Source organism: Sphaerimonospora mesophila, from assembly GCF_001417795.1.
Taxonomy (GTDB): Bacteria; Actinomycetota; Actinomycetes; order Streptosporangiales; family Streptosporangiaceae; genus Sphaerimonospora; species Sphaerimonospora mesophila.
Genome location: NZ_BCBX01000031.1, coordinates 283,113 through 299,244, shown reverse-complemented (window position 1 = coordinate 299,244; position 16,132 = coordinate 283,113). Strand labels below are relative to the sequence as shown.

The 16,132-nt window shown below is 71.5% G+C and carries 15 protein-coding genes and 1 riboswitch; of the genes, 8 read left to right on the top strand and 7 right to left on the bottom strand.

The features are described from left to right. Positions 1–36 precede the first annotated feature (36 nt). Positions 37–216, top strand: coding sequence for a hypothetical protein (locus AP234_RS05760; protein WP_055478491.1), 180 nt, complete (start codon positions 37–39; stop codon positions 214–216). Between the two features lie 208 nt (positions 217–424). Then, complete coding sequence (locus AP234_RS05755) at positions 425–1,456, top strand: NADH:flavin oxidoreductase/NADH oxidase (RefSeq protein WP_431998151.1); 1,032 nt, start codon at positions 425–427, stop codon at positions 1,454–1,456. A 286-nt stretch (positions 1,457–1,742) separates the two neighbouring features. On the opposite strand, the gene AP234_RS05750 is transcribed toward AP234_RS05755, so the two are convergent. Beyond that, the gene (locus AP234_RS05750; protein WP_235557978.1) at positions 1,743–2,963 is read right to left on the bottom strand and encodes a L,D-transpeptidase family protein; all 1,221 of its coding nucleotides are present in this window, start codon (positions 2,961–2,963) and stop codon (positions 1,743–1,745) included. Positions 2,964–3,306: 343 nt separating this feature from the next. On the opposite strand from AP234_RS05750, the gene AP234_RS05745 reads away from it, so the two are divergent. After that, positions 3,307–4,410 carry a hypothetical protein gene (locus AP234_RS05745; protein WP_055478489.1) on the top strand — a complete coding sequence of 368 codons (1,104 nt, stop codon included), beginning with the start codon at positions 3,307–3,309 and terminating at the stop codon, positions 4,408–4,410. On the opposite strand, the gene recD2 is transcribed toward AP234_RS05745, so the two are convergent. Further along, positions 4,392–6,635, bottom strand: coding sequence for an SF1B family DNA helicase RecD2 (recD2, locus tag AP234_RS05740; protein ID WP_055478488.1), 2,244 nt, complete (start codon positions 6,633–6,635; stop codon positions 4,392–4,394). The genes AP234_RS05745 and recD2 overlap by 19 nt on opposite strands. Before the next feature lie 96 nt (positions 6,636–6,731). Between recD2 and AP234_RS05735 the strand changes: the two genes are divergently transcribed. From AP234_RS05735 to AP234_RS37795, 4 genes are all read left to right on the top strand, one after another. Beyond that, a complete protein-coding gene (locus AP234_RS05735) occupies positions 6,732–8,108 on the top strand; it encodes a serine hydrolase domain-containing protein (protein WP_235557977.1) in 1,377 nt (458 codons plus the stop codon). Positions 8,109–8,311: 203 nt separating this feature from the next. Further along, positions 8,312–8,452, top strand: a riboswitch (cyclic di-AMP (ydaO/yuaA leader). A 13-nt stretch (positions 8,453–8,465) separates the two neighbouring features. Beyond that, positions 8,466–9,191 carry a CHAP domain-containing protein gene (locus AP234_RS05730; protein WP_055478486.1) on the top strand — a complete coding sequence of 242 codons (726 nt, stop codon included), beginning with the start codon at positions 8,466–8,468 and terminating at the stop codon, positions 9,189–9,191. 209 nt (positions 9,192–9,400) lie between these two features. Further along, entirely contained in the window at positions 9,401–9,883 is a 483-nt protein-coding gene (locus tag AP234_RS05725; RefSeq protein ID WP_055478485.1) for a cation:proton antiporter regulatory subunit, read from the top strand. A gap of 5 nt (positions 9,884–9,888) precedes the next feature. Then, positions 9,889–11,139: a cation:proton antiporter gene (locus tag AP234_RS37795; protein ID WP_055478831.1), complete on the top strand. Its 1,251-nt coding sequence runs from the start codon at positions 9,889–9,891 to the stop codon at positions 11,137–11,139. Between the two features lie 28 nt (positions 11,140–11,167). Here AP234_RS37795 and AP234_RS05715 read toward each other — a convergent pair whose 3' ends face one another. The 4 genes from AP234_RS05715 to AP234_RS05700 are packed head-to-tail and all read right to left on the bottom strand — an operon-like array spanning position 11,168 to position 14,241. After that, entirely contained in the window at positions 11,168–12,217 is a 1,050-nt protein-coding gene (locus AP234_RS05715) for an ABC transporter ATP-binding protein (RefSeq protein WP_235557976.1), read from the bottom strand. Further along, positions 12,199–13,044 carry an ABC transporter permease gene (locus AP234_RS05710; protein ID WP_055478483.1) on the bottom strand — a complete coding sequence of 282 codons (846 nt, stop codon included), beginning with the start codon at positions 13,042–13,044 and terminating at the stop codon, positions 12,199–12,201. Before AP234_RS05710 ends, AP234_RS05715 begins: the two co-directional genes overlap by 19 nt. Positions 13,045–13,050: 6 nt before the next feature. Then, complete coding sequence (gene modA / locus AP234_RS05705; RefSeq protein WP_055478482.1) at positions 13,051–13,821, bottom strand: molybdate ABC transporter substrate-binding protein; 771 nt, start codon at positions 13,819–13,821, stop codon at positions 13,051–13,053. A gap of 9 nt (positions 13,822–13,830) precedes the next feature. Next, the gene (locus AP234_RS05700) at positions 13,831–14,241 is read right to left on the bottom strand and encodes a TOBE domain-containing protein (protein ID WP_055478481.1); all 411 of its coding nucleotides are present in this window, start codon (positions 14,239–14,241) and stop codon (positions 13,831–13,833) included. Positions 14,242–14,471: 230 nt separating this feature from the next. On the opposite strand from AP234_RS05700, the gene AP234_RS05695 reads away from it, so the two are divergent. Continuing rightward, positions 14,472–15,044: a helix-turn-helix domain-containing protein gene (locus tag AP234_RS05695; protein ID WP_055478480.1), complete on the top strand. Its 573-nt coding sequence runs from the start codon at positions 14,472–14,474 to the stop codon at positions 15,042–15,044. A 49-nt stretch (positions 15,045–15,093) separates the two neighbouring features. Here the strand turns inward: AP234_RS05695 and AP234_RS05690 are convergent, their stop codons facing one another. Next, positions 15,094–16,125, bottom strand: coding sequence for a RidA family protein (locus AP234_RS05690; RefSeq protein ID WP_055478479.1), 1,032 nt, complete (start codon positions 16,123–16,125; stop codon positions 15,094–15,096). Positions 16,126–16,132: the final 7 nt, after the last annotated feature.

Genomic DNA, 16,132 nt, shown 5'->3' with positions numbered 1-16,132 from the left:
AAAGGGGGCAGTGTCCTGTACAGATAAACTAAAAGCATGTTCTACCGCAAGCCGCTCGAAGAGCGCATTGCCGAACGCGTGGCCAAGCGGCCGCCGCTGAAGCAGGGTAAGCACTTCGAGCACCGCCCGGCGCTGATCGTGTTCTGCGTTGTCGTCGCGATCGCCCTGCTGAAGGTCGTCGGCGCGTTCGTGCTCATGTGGATGGGCGTGTTCTGATCCCCCGGGCCGGGTGCTCCACGCCCCCGGTTCGTCGCCTTGAAGAGCCCGGGTCGGTGGGGCTCAGCCCGGGGGCGGCCCTAGTATGGCCGCCGCTCCGAAGAGGCGGTCGAGGTGGTAGTCGATGATCGCGATGGCGGCCTCGTAGCCGCGCTGTCGGCCCAGGACGCTGGCGGTCAGGCCATTGGCGAGAGCCAGGATGTCGCCGATGTGCCAGTACTGCGCCGCGACAGACGGCCCGGAAGCGGGAGTGCCGCACGACTGGCACTTCTCCCACCTGGCGGCCCGGGCGGTGGGCGGGACCGGGCTGATCCTCACCGAAGCGACATCGGTCTCCCCCGAGGGCCGGATCACCCCCGCTGACCTGGGCCTGTGGAACGAACGCCAGGAGCAGGCGTTCACCCGCATCACCCGGTTCCTCAGCGAGCACGGCACGGTACCCGGCATCCAGCTTGGGCACGCCGGGCGCAAGGCGTCCACCGACCGGCCGTGGCGCGGCGGCGGGCCGATCGCCGTCGCCGACGGCGGCTGGCGGCCGGTCGGGCCGAGCCCGGTCCCGTTCGCCGAGGGACATCCGGTGCCGCGGGAGCTGACGGTGGAGGAGATCCAGCGCGTCGTGGACGACTTCACCCAGGCGGCGCAGCGCGCTCTGCGCGCGGGTTTCCAGGTGGTGGAGGTGCACGGCGCGCACGGTTACCTGATCGGCGAGTTCCTCTCTCCGCACAGCAACCACCGCACCGACGCCTACGGCGGCCCGTTCGAGAACCGCATCCGTCTCGCGCTGGAGATCGTCGACGCCGTACGCGCCGTCTGGCCCGAGGAACTTCCGGTGTTCTTCCGTGTTTCGGCCACCGACTGGCTCACCGAGAACCCCGAGGACGAGCGCGAAGGCTGGACCGTGGACGACACCGTACACCTGGCCAAAGAGCTGGCCTCCCACGGCGTCGACCTGCTTGACACCTCCAGCGGAGGGAACGCGCCCGGCGCGCGGATCGCCACCGGCCCTGGTTACCAGGTGCCGTTCGCGGCCCGGGTCCGCGCCGAGACCGGCATGCCGGTGGCCGCCGTCGGCCTGATCACCGAACCACACCAGGCCGAGGAGATCCTCACCTCGGGCCGGGCCGACGCCGTCCTGCTCGGCCGCGAGCTCCTGCGCGACCCCCACTGGCCGCACCGGGCCGCCCGCGAGCTGGGCGCCGCGCGCCTACCCTGGCCCGACCAGTACGACTACGCCCTCTGACCACAGAGGATGCTCGACGGGGGGCGCGAACGCCTGGACGCCGCACTTGCGGGCCTGCGGCGGGCGTGCACCGCCGATCCCCAGGAGACCCTGGCCGACATCCGGGCCGCGGCCGCACGGGAGCCGCCCGGTGTCCGGATCCGGCGTCGCCCCCAAGGAACGCGGCGGAGCGTGACGCCCCGCCGCATAGCGGCCCCTGACATCAGCGGTTCGTCCCTCCCTCAAGCGAGAGAGGGGAGGTTCGGCCTGTGCTTCGCCGCCTGTCGCGGAGAAGCGGTGGGGCGGCTCAGGCGTCGGAGCTCGCGCCCTCGAGGGCGCTGCCCTTCTTCCACTGGCTGAACGGCATCTGCCAGAAGCCCCAGCCGTTGTTCCACTCCAGCGGCCGGTCGGTTCCGACGATCTTCACGATGTCACCGCGGTGAAAGTTGTCGTAGTACCACTTGGCCTGGGTCGGGTGAGCGTTGATGCACCCGTGGCTGACGTTGGCGCGGCCCTGGGAGCCGACCGACCAGGGGGCGCCATGGACGTACTCCCCGCTGCTGGAGATGCGGACGGCGTGGTTGACGACCTCCTTGTAGTACCCGGGGTCGCCCGGCTTCCGGCCCGGCGAGATCATCGTGACCGGATTGCCGCGTTCCATGGTCAGATGGATGCCGCTGGTGGTGGTGTATTCGCGCGTGGTCCCGTTGCCCGCGCTGATCTTCATGTGCTGCAGGGTCTTGCCGTCGCGCTTGACGACCATCGTGTGGGTCTTGACGTTGACCGTGCTGATCCACGCCGCGCCGATCTTGATGGTCGTGGTGTGGTCCTTCACCCCGTACATGTCGCGGCCGCCGCGCACGCCGGACAGCTCGGCGGTGAACTTCACCTTCTGGTGGGCGGGCCAGTACTTGGCCGGCCGGTAGATGACCAGCCGGTCGTTGATCCACCGCCAGGCGCCCTTGACCGGCTTCTCCGCGTCGACCTTCAGCGCCTTCTCGACGGAGGCCTTGTCGCTCACGGACTGGTTGAAGGTGACCATGATCGGCATGCCGACGCCGACCGTCTCGCCCTTGATACCGGGGGTGACGTCGGCGACGGCCAGTTCGTACTTCGGCTTGAGCGTGGTGAACTGGCTGGTCAGCGTGGCGGGGCCGCCCTCGCCGCTGGCCGTGGCCGACACCGTGTACTTGCTCGCGGGCTTGAGCGGCTGCTTGGAGATCCACCGGGTGCGGGCGGAGTTGAACTTGCCCTCGATGGGCTCGCCGCCGGCGGTCTGGACGGTGACCTCGTCGAGGGCGCCGTTGGCGGCGGTGACGATCACGGTCTTGTCCGGGCGCACGGTGGCGCTGCCCTTGACTGGGCTGATCTTGATGGTGGGCGCAGGTATGGCCGGGGTGGCCTCAGTGGCGTCCCCGCCCGCCGATCCCGGCGCGCCCGACCCGCCGGAGCATGCCGACAACGCGGCGGCCATGGCCACGGCGACTCCGGCGATCGACAACTTCGAACGAGTGCGAGTGCTCGGCACGATCTCTCCCCCATAGTGCAAAGGGCACCCTAAAGACTCTATTGGGGGTTGCCAGTTATATGCACACTTTTGCGGCCGATTCGGTCACGATCCGGTCACTGACGGGCAGGTTTCCACCTGCTCAGGGTAAGGTCCGCGTCAAAATTCTCCAAGCCTCCAGTAAGCGTAGACAGCTTAGACGAGGTGGAGGCCGGGCACGAGCGGCGGCGCGACGCCGCCCCGTGTCTTGACCGCATAGTGACTTGGGTCTTCTCGCGAACCGTCACGAGAGCTATCAAGAGCGCAGAAGACAGCGCAGACGCTGCATCCAGATGCTCCACCTTTGTCAGACATCGTCGGATGGATGGAGATTCACGTGCGCCACCTGAAGGCACTACTCGTGCGGTCACTCCTCGTCATCGCAATGATCGTGGCCGGTCTGGGCGCCGGAGCCGCGGGGGTCCAAGCCGCGGTGCCCAACCTGTGGGGGTTCGCGCTCGTCGACACCACGTCGGGCGTCCCCACCACCGCGCACCAGGCCGGCAGCTGGCCGCCCGGGTTCACCGTCCAGGTCTCCCCCGGCGGCACCGGCCAAGTGTATGTGAAGTTCCCGCAGATCGGCGTGCCCAATGGCGGTGTCGTCCATGTGACGGCGGTCTCCCCGTACGCCGAATGGTGCCAGATCCAGAAATGGGGGCAGTCCGGGCCCGACGAGATCGTGGCGGTGCAGTGCTACAAGTACGGCGGCGGCCCGGTCTGGGCGCGGTTCTCCATCGTCTTCTCCCACAGCACCGGGACGCTGCCGCCGCCGCAGGCGTTCGGCTACGTGTTCTGGGACGGCGGCGCCATTGTCAGCCACCACAACTCGGCGGGCGCGACGAACACGGTCACGCCGACCGGGACCGGGGAGTGGCTGGTCGACCTGCCCGGCCTCGGCTCCTCCGGATACGCGGGCAACATCCAGGTCACCGCGGTCGACGCCCAGCAGCCCGCCCGGTGCAAGGTGGCCAAGTGGGGGGCGGGCCCCGGCGTGCAGCAGATCGTGGTGCGCTGCCATGACAAGGCCGACAAGCCGCTGAAGACCGGATGGACCCTCACCTACCATCGGGAACGCGCGGTCACCGGCGCGGCGATCCCGCCGAAGAACTTCGCCTACACCTTCGACAACCAGCCGACCGTCGCCGGTCCGTACGCCCCGATCCCGTCCGGGGTCAACTACAACTCCCAGGGCGCGGTCAACACGATCCAGAGCGCCGGCCCCGGCCTGCGTCTGGTGCGCTTCCCCAAGGTGGGCGTGCTGCCCGACCACGTGCAGGTGACCGCCTACGGGCCCGGCCCCGAATACTGCAACCTGCTGGCGCCGTGGGGCACCGGCGGCGGGGACGCGATCGTGCGCGACGTGGCCTGCTACAAGGGCACCGGCCGGGTCGACCAGCCCTCCATGGTGACCTACCTGTCCGCCCGCTGATGCAGCCGATGGGTCAGGCCGGTGTGGCGGCGGCCGGCACCCCTGGTGCGTACGGCCTGGCCCAGCGCGCGTCGCGATCCCACGATGACCACGAGCCGCTTGGCCCGGGTGATCGCGGTGTAGAGCAGGTTGCGCTGCAGCATCATCCACGCGCTGGTCGCCAGGGGGATCACCACGGCGGGATACTCGCTGCCCTGGGAGCGGTGGATGCTGACCGCGTAGGCGTGGGCGAGCTCGTCGAGCTCGTCGAAGGAGTAGTCGACGTGCTCGTCCTCGTCGGTGCGTACGGTCAGCCTGCTCTCCTCGGGGGTGATGGCGGTGACGACGCCGACCGTGCCGTTGAACACCCCGGCCGCGCCCTTGTCGTAGTTGTTGCGCAGCTGGGTCACCTTGTCGCCCACCCGGAAGACGCGGCCGCCGTAGCGGCGTTCCGGCATGCCCTCCCTGGCCGGCGTGAGCGCCTCCTGCAGCGCGATGTTCAGCGCGCCGGCCCCGGCGGCGCCGCGGTGCATGGGCGCCAGGACCTGGACGTCGCGCCGGGGGTCGATGCCGAACTTGGCGGGGATGCGCCGGGCGACCACGTCGACGGTCAGCGCGGCGATCTCCTCCGGTTCCTCGCAGGGGAACAGGAAGAAGTCGGGGAACTCCCGCACCAGGGGCTGCTGCCCGGTGTTGACCCGGTGGGCGTTGACGACCACGCCGGACTCCTGGGCCTGGCGGAAGATCTGCGTCAGCCGTACGCGTGGGATGTCGGGCGCGGCCAGCAGGTCGCGCAGGACCTCCCCGGCGCCGACCGACGGGAGCTGGTCGACGTCGCCGACGAACAGCAGGTGGGCGCCGGGTGGCACGGCCTTGGCGAGCTTGTTGGCGAGCAGCAGGTCCAGCATGGACGCCTCGTCGACCACGACCAGGTCGGCGTCGAGGGGGTTGTCGCGGTCGAAGGAGGCGTCCCCGCCGGGGCGCAGCTGCAGCAGCCGGTGCACGGTGGTGGCCTCGTGGCCGGTCAGCTCCGACAGCCGCTTGGCCGCCCGTCCGGTGGGCGCGGCCAGGATGACCTTGGCCCGTTTCGCCCGGGCGAGGGTGACGACCGAGCGGACGGTGAAGCTCTTGCCGCAGCCCGGGCCGCCGGTCAAGACGGCGACCTTCTCGGTCAGCGCGAGCCGTACGGCCTGGGCCTGCTCGGGGGCGAGGTCGGCGCCGGTCCGGTCGCGCAGCCAGTCGAAGGCGGCGCTCCAGTCGACGGACCGGAACGCCTCCAGCCGGTCGTGGCCGAAGGTCAGCAGGCCGCGCAGGGTGCCGGCCAGGGACTGCTCGGCCCGGTGGAAGGGCACGAGGTAGATCGCCGGGACGGTGGTGTCCCCGCCCTCGCCCACGGGGACGTCCTCGCGGACGACGCCCTCCTCGGCGACGAGCTCCTCCAGGCAGGCGGCGGTCGGCTCGGCGGGCACGTCGAGGATCTTGACGGCGTCGGCGACGAGGTTGGGCGCCGGCAGGTAGCAGTGGCCGTCGTCGGCGGCCTGGGACAGCGTGTAGCGCAGCCCGGCCTTGACCCGCTCGGGGCTGTCGTGGGGGATGCCCACGGCCTGGGCGATGGTGTCGGCGGTCTTGAACCCGATGCCCCACACGTCGTCGGCCAGGCGGTAGGGCTCTTTCCTGACCACGCCGATGGAGGCCTCGCCGTACTGTTTGAAGATCCGTACGGCGATCGAGGTGGACACCCCGACGCCCTGCAGGAAGACCATCACCTCTTTGATGATCTTCTGTTCCTCCCAGGCGTCGGCGATCATGCGGGTCCGTTTCGGGCCGAGCCCGGGGACCTCGACCAGCCGGCCCGGCTCCTCCTCGATCACGCGCAGGGTGTCGGTGCCGAAGTGGTCCACGATCCGCTCGGCCATCTTGGGGCCGATGCCCTTGATCAGACCGGAGCCCAGATAGCGCCGGATGCCCTGGATGGTGGCCGGCAGGATCGTCGTGTAGGACCACACCTCGAACTGCCTGCCGTACCGGGGATGTGACCCCCACCGGCCGGTGAGCCGCAGCGACTCGCCGACCTGCGCTCCGAGCAGTGGCCCGACGACCGTCAGCAGCTCGCTGCCCGAGCGCTCGGCGGCGACCCGGGCGATCGTGTAGCCGGTCTCCTCGTTGGCGTAGGTGATCCGTTCGAGGACGCAGTTGAGCTCGGTGCCGGGCGGCCTGCCGGCGGGCGCGCCGGAGGGGTTGGTCATGGCTGGCATTGTCCCCCAGGCCGCGCCGCGCCGCGTACGATCTGCCCCGTGCTGTGCTCCCCCGGCCGATAGCCTGATGCGATCGACGATGGTGTCGTGATTGCGGAGGTCGGTGGGATGGTTCTGGAGGGTACGGCTCGCGCGATGCTGCGCAGGCTGGCGATCGAGCAGGCGCAGTCGCGGGTGCCCTCGATGGTGGCGGCGGTGGTGCGGAACGGGCAGATCGCCTGGTTCGGGGCCCGGGGGCGGGTCGACGGGCAGCGGCCGGAGCGGGACACGCAGTATCGCATCGGGTCGATCACCAAGACGCTGGTGGCGGTCGCGGTGATGCGGCTGCGCGACGAGGGGCGGCTGAATCTGCTCGATCCGTTGGACAAGCACGTGCCGGGCACGCCGGTGGGCGAGGCGACGATCGCCCAGCTGCTGTCGCACACCAGCGGGCTGACGGCCGAGCCGCCCGGCGCGTGGTGGGAGCGCACGCCGGGGGTGGCGGTGGCCGAGCTGATCGGCGCGATGGGGCCGGAGTCGGCGCGGCATCGTGCGGGGCGGCGCTACCACTACTCCAACGTGGGGTTCGGGCTGCTGGGCGAGCTGGTGGCGCGCAAGCGGTCGGCGCCGTGGGAGCAGGTCGTGCGCGAGGAGATCCTGCGGCCGCTCGGCATGCGTGACACGACCCCGCGCCCGCGACCCCCGCACGCGACCGGGTACGCCGTGCATCCGTGGGCCGATGTGCTGCTGCCGGAGCCGGAGAACGACCATGTCGCGATGGCCCCGGCCGGGCAGATGTGGTCGACGGCGGCCGACCTGGCGCGCTGGGCGGCGTTCGTCGCGGGTGACACGGCGGAGGTGCTGCGGCCGGAGACGCTCGCGGAGATGCGCGAGCCGGCCATCGTGGAGGACGGCGACTCCTGGACCCGGGGCTATGGCCTGGGTTTCCAGCTCGTACGGCACACCGGCCCGCGCGGCCCCCGGCGGCTGGCCGGTCACACCGGGTCGATGCCCGGGTTCCTGGCCACCGTGTGGGCCGACCCCGCCGAGGGCGTCGGCGTGCTGTGGCTGGCCAACACCACCTCGGGGGTGCGCGGGCCGCTCGACGTCGACCTGCTGGACATCCTGGCCGAGCATGAGCCGCAGCTGCCGGCCGAGTGGGAGCCCGCCGAGGTCGACGACGATCTGCTGGAGCTGACCGGGCCGTGGTATTGGGGGCCGGCGCCGTACGTGCTGCGGGTCCTGCCGCGGCGGGGGCTGTCGCTCACGCCGGTCAGCGGTCAGGGCCGGGCGTCGCGGTTCGCCGCCAGGGACGACGGCACCTGGGTCGGGCTGGACGGTTACTACGCCGGTGAGACGCTGCGGGTGGTCCGCTCCGGCGACGGCGGCGTGCACCTCGATCTCAACACGTTCGTGTTCACCCGCGAGCCGTACGATCCGCAGGTCCCGGTGCCCGGCGGCGTCGACCCCCGGGGGTGGCGCTGAGCGCGCCGCGGTGACGTGTGCGCGCGGGGCGGGCCTGCGCGCGACGCCCCTTGGTTCCCACTGATCCGTCCAGTAAAACCCCAGTTGTCTTTACTTGACCGGCGTCGTGGTATCTATTACCTTTTATGCATCCAAGGGCGCATATGTCCGTTTTTCAGGTCAAGTGTGCCCACCTCTGACCGACGCGGTGTCCCGGCCGGGACACCGCCCGGCCGCCGAGTCCGCGTCCGCGCGGAGCCGGGGACCCACCTCTCCTTGGGGTGAATCGGCGCGCTGTGCCGTGCCGTAGGGCAACTTCCAGCCCGAACCCGTCAGCTAACCCGGTAGGCGGCATGGAAGCAAGGGAGTAGACCCCGCATGCACGCCCTCAAGTCCTGTGCCCGTGCTGCCCTCGTCACGGGCGTCGCCGCCGGCGCCCTCGTCTCGGCCGTGGTCGCCGGGCCGCAGGCGGCGCAGGCCGGTACCACCCACGCCGCCGCGGTCACGTCCCACATCGTGCAGGCGGGCGGCGAGCAGGCGGGCGGCGACGGCGCCACCAGCGGCAGCCCCGACACCCTCGCCCAGATCGCCGCCACGCTGCCCAAGGTCAGCCCGCAGGACGTGCTGAAGCTGGCCGCCAGCCAGGTCGGAATCACCGAGAACAGCTACGGCGGCGGGACCAAGTTCCACGAGTGGTACATGTCCAGCCCGCGCGCCCAGGAGACCCTGGCCCGTGACGGCGGCACCCTGTCCGGTTACGCCAACGCCCCCTGGTGCGACATGTTCGTCTCCTGGGTGGGCGAGCAGCTCGGCATCGGCCCCGTCATGGGCTCCGACGCCTACACCGTCACGCACGCCACCTGGTTCGCCGAGCACGGCCGGTGGGGCGACACCCCCGTGCCCGGAGCGGTGGTCTTCTTCGACTGGAGCGGCGGCGACTCCATCGGCGGCATCGACCACGTCGGCTTCGTCGTCCGCGACAACGGCGACGGCACCATCGAGACCATCGAGGGCAACACCGGTGACGGCGGCGCCGTTGAGCAGCGCACCCGCTCCAAGAGCTACGTGGCCGGGTACGGCTACCCGCTGTACACCGCGCCCTGACGCGATCCAGCCCGCGAAGCGCTGAAACGCTGAAACGCTGGTCGGACCCCGACCGGAGGCCGTGACCCGGCTCCCGGTCGGGGTCCCGCCGTCTCAGCTCCACCCCGTGTACGCGGCGGTTCGCCCGGCCTTTTATGTTCTGTAATGCTGTGCCCGTAGGGCCGCCGGAGTCCGCGGCACCAGGAAAAAGGAACAGCTCAGGAGGAGACGTGGATCTCACGCGGACGGGACTGCCGGGTATCGGGCTGCAGCATGTGCTCACCACCGAGCGAGGCCGGCAGGTAGGGGTGATCTCACATCACACCGGCCGCCGCGACCTGGTGATCTACGACAAGGAAGACCCCGACACCTGTGTGGTCACGGTGATGCTGACCGCCGACGAGGCCAACGCGCTGGCCGAGCTGCTGGGCACCGGCCGGATCGTGGAGCGCCTCAGCGAGCTGCATCGCCAGGTAGAGGGTCTCATGACGGAGAAGATTCCGATAGCGGCGGGATCACCGTACGACGGACGCGCGCTCGGTGACAGCCGAGTACGCACCAGGACCGGGGCGTCGATCGTCGCCGTGGTCCGCCAGGGTCAGGTGATAGCCAGCCCGCGTCCCGATCTCGTGTTCTCGTCTGGCGACGTCGTCGTCGTCGTGGGCACCGGGGAGGGAACAGCGGCGGTGGCCGACATCTTCGCCAACGGATGACGCCCGTGCACGGTGCCATCCAACTAATCGAACTCGGTGCGATCATCCTGGCCCTGGGGCTGCTCGGGGCCGTGGCGATCCGTTTCTCCATTTCCGCGATCCCGCTGTACCTGCTGGCCGGTCTGGCCTTCGGCATCGGCGGGATCCTTCCCCTGACCACCAGCGAGGAATTCGTCTCACTGGGCGCCGAGGTCGGCGTGATCCTGCTCCTGTTCACCCTGGGCCTGGAATACACGGCCGATGAACTGGTGGGGACGCTTCGGACCTCGGCCCCGGTGGGCCTGCTCGACCTGGTGCTGAACGCCGCCCCCGGTGTGATCACGGCGCTTGTGCTGGGGTGGGGGCCGGTCGCTGCCGTCGCCCTCGGCGGCATCACCTATGTCACCTCCTCCGGCATCACCGCCAAAGTGGTCGGGGATCTCGGCTGGCTGGGCAACCGCGAGACCCCGGCCGTGCTGTCGGTGCTGGTGTTCGAGGACCTCGCCATGGCCGCCTACCTGCCGATCCTCACCACGCTGCTGGCCGGGGCCGGGCTGGCCGCCGGGGCGATGAGCCTGGCCATCGCGGGCGCCACGATCACCGTCATCCTGGTCATCGCGCTGCGGCACGGTCCCCTGGTGGGGCGATTCGTCTCCAGCCCCAACGAAGAGGTGCTGCTGCTGAAGGTGCTCGGGCTGACCCTGCTGGTCGCCGGGGTCGCCCAGCAGCTGCAGGTGTCGGCTGCGGTGGGGGCGTTCCTGGTCGGCATCGCCCTGTCGGGCCCGCTGGCCCACAACGCCAGGCGCGTGCTGGAGCCGCTGCGCGACCTGTTCGCCGCCGTCTTCTTCGTGTTCTTCGGCCTGCAGACCGATCCGCGTCAGCTGCCGCCGGTCCTCGGGATCGCCACGCTGCTCGCCGTGATCGGCGTGGTCACCAAGGTCGCCACCGGCTGGATCGCCGCCCGGCGGGCCGGGGTCGGCCCGAGCGGCCGGCTGCGGGCGGGAGCCGCCCTCATCTCCCGGGGCGAGTTCAACATCGTCATCGCCGGCCTGGCCGTCAGCGGCGGCGTCGGCGCCAAGCTCGGGCCGCTGGCCGCGGCCTATGTGCTCATCCTCGCGGTCGCCGGGCCGCTGCTGGCCCGCGGGGCCGAGCCGCTGGCCCGCCTGCTGCGCCGCCGGGCCGCAGCGGCCTCCCCTCAGGCGGCCGAGCGCGTACCCGCTCCCAGCGCGACCCGCGTGGTGCGGGACTCCCCCGAGATCGCGGACGAGCCCTCCTGACCCGCCGGCGAGCGGATCGAGCGGTGGTTCACGCCGGGTAGGCGTGGGTCTCGGTGGCCTTGACCGAGGCCCAGACCTGCCGGCCGGGGGCCAGGTCGAGCTCGGCCAGGGCGGCCGGGGTGATGTCGGCGAAGGCGGTGATGGGGCCGTCGAGATGCACGCGTACGTCGTCGCCGTGGCGTTCGATGCCGTCGATGCGGGCCGGCCACAGGTTGCGTGGGCTGCCGTCCGGCCGGGAGCGGTACAGGGCCACGGCCGCCGGCGGGAAGGCCACGAACGCGGCTCCGTCCAGCCGGTCGGACGTGCTGAACAGCAGCTCGCCGACCTCGACCCGGGTGCCGTCGGCCACCCCCCGGTACAGGTTGAGCCCGACCAGGCGGGCGACGTAGTCGGTGCGCGGGTGCCGTGCCACCTCGCTCGGCGTGCCCTGCTGCACGATCGAGCCGTGCTCGATGACGATCAGCCGGTCGGCCAGCACCATCGCGTCGAGCGGGTCGTGGGTGACCAGGACGGTGACGCCGTCGAAGTCGGCCAGGTGGCGGCGCAGCTGGGAGCGGATCTCCAGCCGGGTGTGGGCGTCGAGGGCGGCCAGCGGCTCGTCCAGCAGCAGCAGGCGCGGCCGTACGGCCAGGGCGCGGGCGAGCGCGACCCGCTGCGCCTGTCCGCCGGACAGCCTGCGGGGTTTGGCGGCGGCGTGGTCGGCCAGGCCGACGCGCTCCAGCAGGGCGGCGGCGGCGCGGCGGGCCTCGGCTTTGCCGACGCCTTTGCAGCGCGGGCCGAAGGCGACGTTGTCGAGGGCGGACAGGTGCGGGAAGAGCAGGTAGTCCTGGAAGACCACGCCGATCGGGCGCCGGTCGGCGGGCAGGGTGTGCAGCGGCCGGCCGTCCAGGTCGATCCGCCCGCCGCTCGTCATGGCGGTGAGCCCGGCCAGGGCGCGCAGGGCGGTGGTCTTGCCCGCGCCGTTGGGACCGAGCAGCGCGACGACCTCGCCCGGGGCGACCTCCAGCGTCAGGTCCAGTTCGAAGGCGGGCCGGGTGACCGCCAGGCGGGCCAGCAGGCTCACGGTGTGCTCACCCACCGGTCGCGCAGGCCGGCCAGGATGACGACGGAGACGGCCAGCAGGACCAGGCTGAGCACGATGGCCGCCTCCGGCTCGGTCTCCAGGGCCAGGTAGACCGCCAGCGGCATGGTGCGCGTGGTGCCGGGGAAGTTGCCGGCGAACGTGATCGTCGCGCCGAACTCGCCGAGCGCCCGCGCCCAGCACAGTACGGCTCCCGCCGCCACGCCCGGCATGACCATGGGCAGTGTGACGCGCCGGAACACGGTCCACCGGGAGGCGCCCAGGGTGGCCGCGGCCTCCTCGAAGCGCTGGTCGGCGGCGCGTAGCGCGCCCTCGACGCTGATGACCAGGAACGGCATCGCCACGAACGCCTCGGCCACGATGACGCCGACGGTGGTGAAAGGCAGCGTGATACCGAAGCTCGCCTCGAGGGAGTGGCCGATCAGGCCGCGCCGGCCCAGCACGAGCAGCAGCGCGACGCCGCCGACCACCGGGGGCAGCACCAGCGGCACGGTGACCAGGGCCCGCACCAGGCGGCGGCCGGGGAAATCGACCCGGGCCAGCAGCCAGGCGAGCGGCACCCCGAGCAGCAGGCAGACGGCGGTGGCGATGGTGGCGCAGAGCAGCGACAGCCGCAGGGCCTCCAGCACGTGCGGCTCGGTCAGCCGCTCCAGCAGCGTCGGCCACGGGGCGCGGACGAGCAGCCCGGCCAGCGGCAGCACCAGGAAGGCCAGCCCGAGCAGCGCGGGCAGGACCAGCATCCACGGCAGGCGGCCGGAAGGCCGGCGGCCTGCCGTGGATCCGCCGTGCGGCTCCACCGGCCCGGCGCGGTTGATGGTGACCATGTGGGCTCAGGGCGCCTCGAAGCCGGCCTCGGTCAGCACGTCCCTGCCCTGCTGTGACAGCACCAGGTCGACGAACCGCCGGGCGAGGTCACCGGCGGGCGCCGGGGCCAGGGTGGCGATCGGATAGTCGTTGATGGCCTGGCCGGCCTCGGGGAACGCGATGCCCCGCACCCTGCCGCCGGAGGCGATCACGTCGGTCGTGTAGACCAGCGCCGCGTCCACCTCGCCCAGCTCCACCTTCGTCAGCGTGGCCTTGACGTCCTGCTCGAGGGTGACGGGGGTGACCTCGAGCCCGGCCGCGTCCAGCGCCTTGACCGCCGCCGCGCCGCAGGGCACCTGCTCGGCGCACAGGGCCACCTTCACCTTCGGGTCCGTCAGGTCCTTCAGGTCGTCCACCCCGGCCGGGTCGTCGGCCGGGACGGCGATCTGGAGCCTGTTGCGTGCGAACGTGGTCGGCGTGCTCGCGAGTGACGCGTCCGTCACGGTCTTCATGGTGGCCGGGCTGGCGGCGGCGAACACGTCGGCCGGGGCGCCCTGGACGATCTGCTGGGCCAGCGTGGCGCTGGAGCCGAAGCCGAACCTCACCGTGGTGCCCGGATGTGCGGCTTCGAAGATCTTGCCGAGTTCGGTGAAGGTGCCGGTCAGCGACGCCGCCGCGAACACCGTCACCTCCGTGACGCCCGCGCCGGCCGGTTCGCCGGAGCCGCAGCCCGTCAGCCCCAGCGCGAGCAGGGCGGGAAGGACCACGGCCCATCGGGAAAGACGCCTGAACGCCAAGGGGGCTCCTCAGGGGTGAGCGGCCACGCGTTCGTGGCCGGGGATCTCCACGACGACGTTGGTGGACTTGATCACGGCGATCGCCACCACTCCCGGGGTCAGGCCGAGCTCATCGGCGGCCTGGCGGCTCATCAGCGACACCACTCGGAAGGGCCCCGCGGCGATCTCCACCTGTGCCATCACCGCGTCCTTGATCACCTCGGTCACGATTCCGCGGAAGTGGTTGCGGGCCGAGGATCGGCCGCCGTCGACCGACTCGACCTGGGCGCGGGCGAAGGCGGCCAGATCACCGCCGTTCACCTGCCGGTGGCCGTGGTCGTCCCGCTCCGCCCGCAGCCGGCCCGTGTCCACCCAGCGGCGGACGGTGTCGGAGCTGACCCCGAGCAGCGCGGCGGCCTCGCTGATCCGAAATGTCGTCACAAGCCCTCACCCTATCTCTCGCATATACGAGCCGGAGAGGCTGTATTCCATCGCAGTGGCGATACTTTTAAGTGCTCTTCGGTCGCATCGACGAGATCACGACAGGGTGGCGCCGCCCGGCCGGCCGGTCTTACTACAAGTTCTACAGCCCGGCTGTAGACCGGTACTCTGGCCCCTGTCGCGCTTGGGCCGCCCGTCTGCCCTGCCGACCCAATCCGGAGGAGGGACGGATGCCGAACGAGATCGCAGAGCCGTTGGACGTGGTGGAGATAGGCCGGCGGCTGCGGGAGGCACGCGCGGCCCGGCATCTGTCCCTCGACACCGTGTCCGCCGCGTGCGGGATCAGCCCCAGCCTGCTCAGCCAGGTCGAGCGCGGCAAGGTGACCCCGTCGCTGGCGACCCTGCACAGCATCACCCAGGTGCTCAACATCGCGATGTTCGACCTGTTCGGCTCCCCTGCCGACCGGCCGGCCCTGATCCGGGGAGGCTCCCGCAACGTCATCCGGCCGCCGGACAGCGGTGGGGTGTCCTACGAGTTGCTTTCGTCGGGTCAGCTGCGAAACCTACAGATGATCGAGATGCACCTCGGCGGCGAAACGGGCAGTTTCGACCACATCCTGTCTCATGCGGGCGAGGAGTGCCTGGTCGTGACGAGCGGATCCGCCCGGATCAAGGTCGGCACCGAGGAGCTCACGCTGCACGCCGGTGACTCTCTTTCCTACGTCGCCCGGCTCCCCCACCAGTTCCAGGGGCTGGAGGACGGCACCCGGTTGATCATCTCGATGACTCCCCCGGCGTTCTGACCGGAGAGCGCGTTCCTTCACGTGACGCCCCGGCCATCGGGCGGCACGCTCAGCCGACCAGGGCCTGGACCTCGATCTCCACGTCCATGTCCGGGTAGGCGAGCACGGGCAGGGGCACCGGCACCAGGGCGGGGCGGGAATCGCCGAAGAACTCGCCGACCTCGGACCGGAGGGCGGCCAGCTTGTCCGGGCCGCCGCCGGTGTCGGCGGCCAGGTAGGCGGTCAGCCGCCGCACCGCGGACCGCGGCGCCTCGAGCTCGTCCAGCACCCGGCCGATGTAATCGAGCGACCGGCGCACCTGCGCGGGGAAGTCCCCGATGTCCAGCGAGCGGCCCAGCGCGTCGAGCGGGACCTGCCCGCCGATGAAGACCAGGCCGCCCGAGCGGTTCCCGTGCTTGTACGGCAGGTGGAACGGCCAGTCCCAGTGGCCCTCCGGCCAGGAGTGCCGGCGGGCCGGACGGACGCCCCGGATCGCCAGCACCTGCATGGCGATCAGCGTGTCCGGGTCCTCGAACCGGGGAACCGGGATCCCCGTCGTCGCCGGCCCGGGTTCTGTGAAGTATCCGGCGCGGACCCGCGCGGCGACGGCCCAGTCCTCCTGGGTGCCCTCGCCGCGGTAGTAGATGTTGAACTTCACCACGTCGTCGAGGTTCGCCCCCTGCGAGGCGAGGATGCCGGTGATGTCCCGCAGGATGGCGTGGGACTGCTCGACGATGTCCCCGGCACGCGGGGCCGTGATCAGCCGGGTGGCCGCCGCCGGACCCCCGGTCGCGTACCGTCCGCCCTTCTCGTGGGTCGCGGCGACGCCGGGGGGCAGCGCCGTCGCCTGCACCCGGGTCGGCTCCGGGCCGAGCAGCCCGACGGAGGCGGGGATCGCCGACACCGGGAGGGTGCCGCCGGGATTGAGCCGCCGCACCGACTGCCGGGCCTGCTCGGCGCTCAGCCGCGCCGGGTCGTAGAACACCTCGGCGGCGAGCAGCTCCTCCGGGCGGACGCCCTGTCCGGCGAGGGTCGCCGCCGCGGTGCCGCCGGGACCGGCGTCGAGGAAGCGCAGCGTGGGGCCTGACTGGCCAGAGAGCATGTCGAAC

Excerpts from the sequence above, each read along its gene's own strand:
- AP234_RS05695 (WP_055478480.1), top strand. The coding sequence starts at position 14,472 with ATGCCGAACGAGATCGCAGAGCCGTTGGACGTGGTGGAGATAGGCCGG.
- AP234_RS05690 (WP_055478479.1), bottom strand. The coding sequence starts at position 16,125 with ATGCTCTCTGGCCAGTCAGGCCCCACGCTGCGCTTCCTCGACGCCGGT.
- AP234_RS05760 (WP_055478491.1), top strand. The coding sequence starts at position 37 with ATGTTCTACCGCAAGCCGCTCGAAGAGCGCATTGCCGAACGCGTGGCC.
- AP234_RS05730 (WP_055478486.1), top strand. The coding sequence starts at position 8,466 with ATGCACGCCCTCAAGTCCTGTGCCCGTGCTGCCCTCGTCACGGGCGTC.
- AP234_RS05745 (WP_055478489.1), top strand. The coding sequence starts at position 3,307 with ATGGAGATTCACGTGCGCCACCTGAAGGCACTACTCGTGCGGTCACTC.
- recD2 (WP_055478488.1), bottom strand. The coding sequence starts at position 6,635 with ATGACCAACCCCTCCGGCGCGCCCGCCGGCAGGCCGCCCGGCACCGAG.
- AP234_RS05755 (WP_431998151.1), top strand. The coding sequence starts at position 425 with ATGTGCCAGTACTGCGCCGCGACAGACGGCCCGGAAGCGGGAGTGCCG.
- AP234_RS05710 (WP_055478483.1), bottom strand. The coding sequence starts at position 13,044 with ATGGTCACCATCAACCGCGCCGGGCCGGTGGAGCCGCACGGCGGATCC.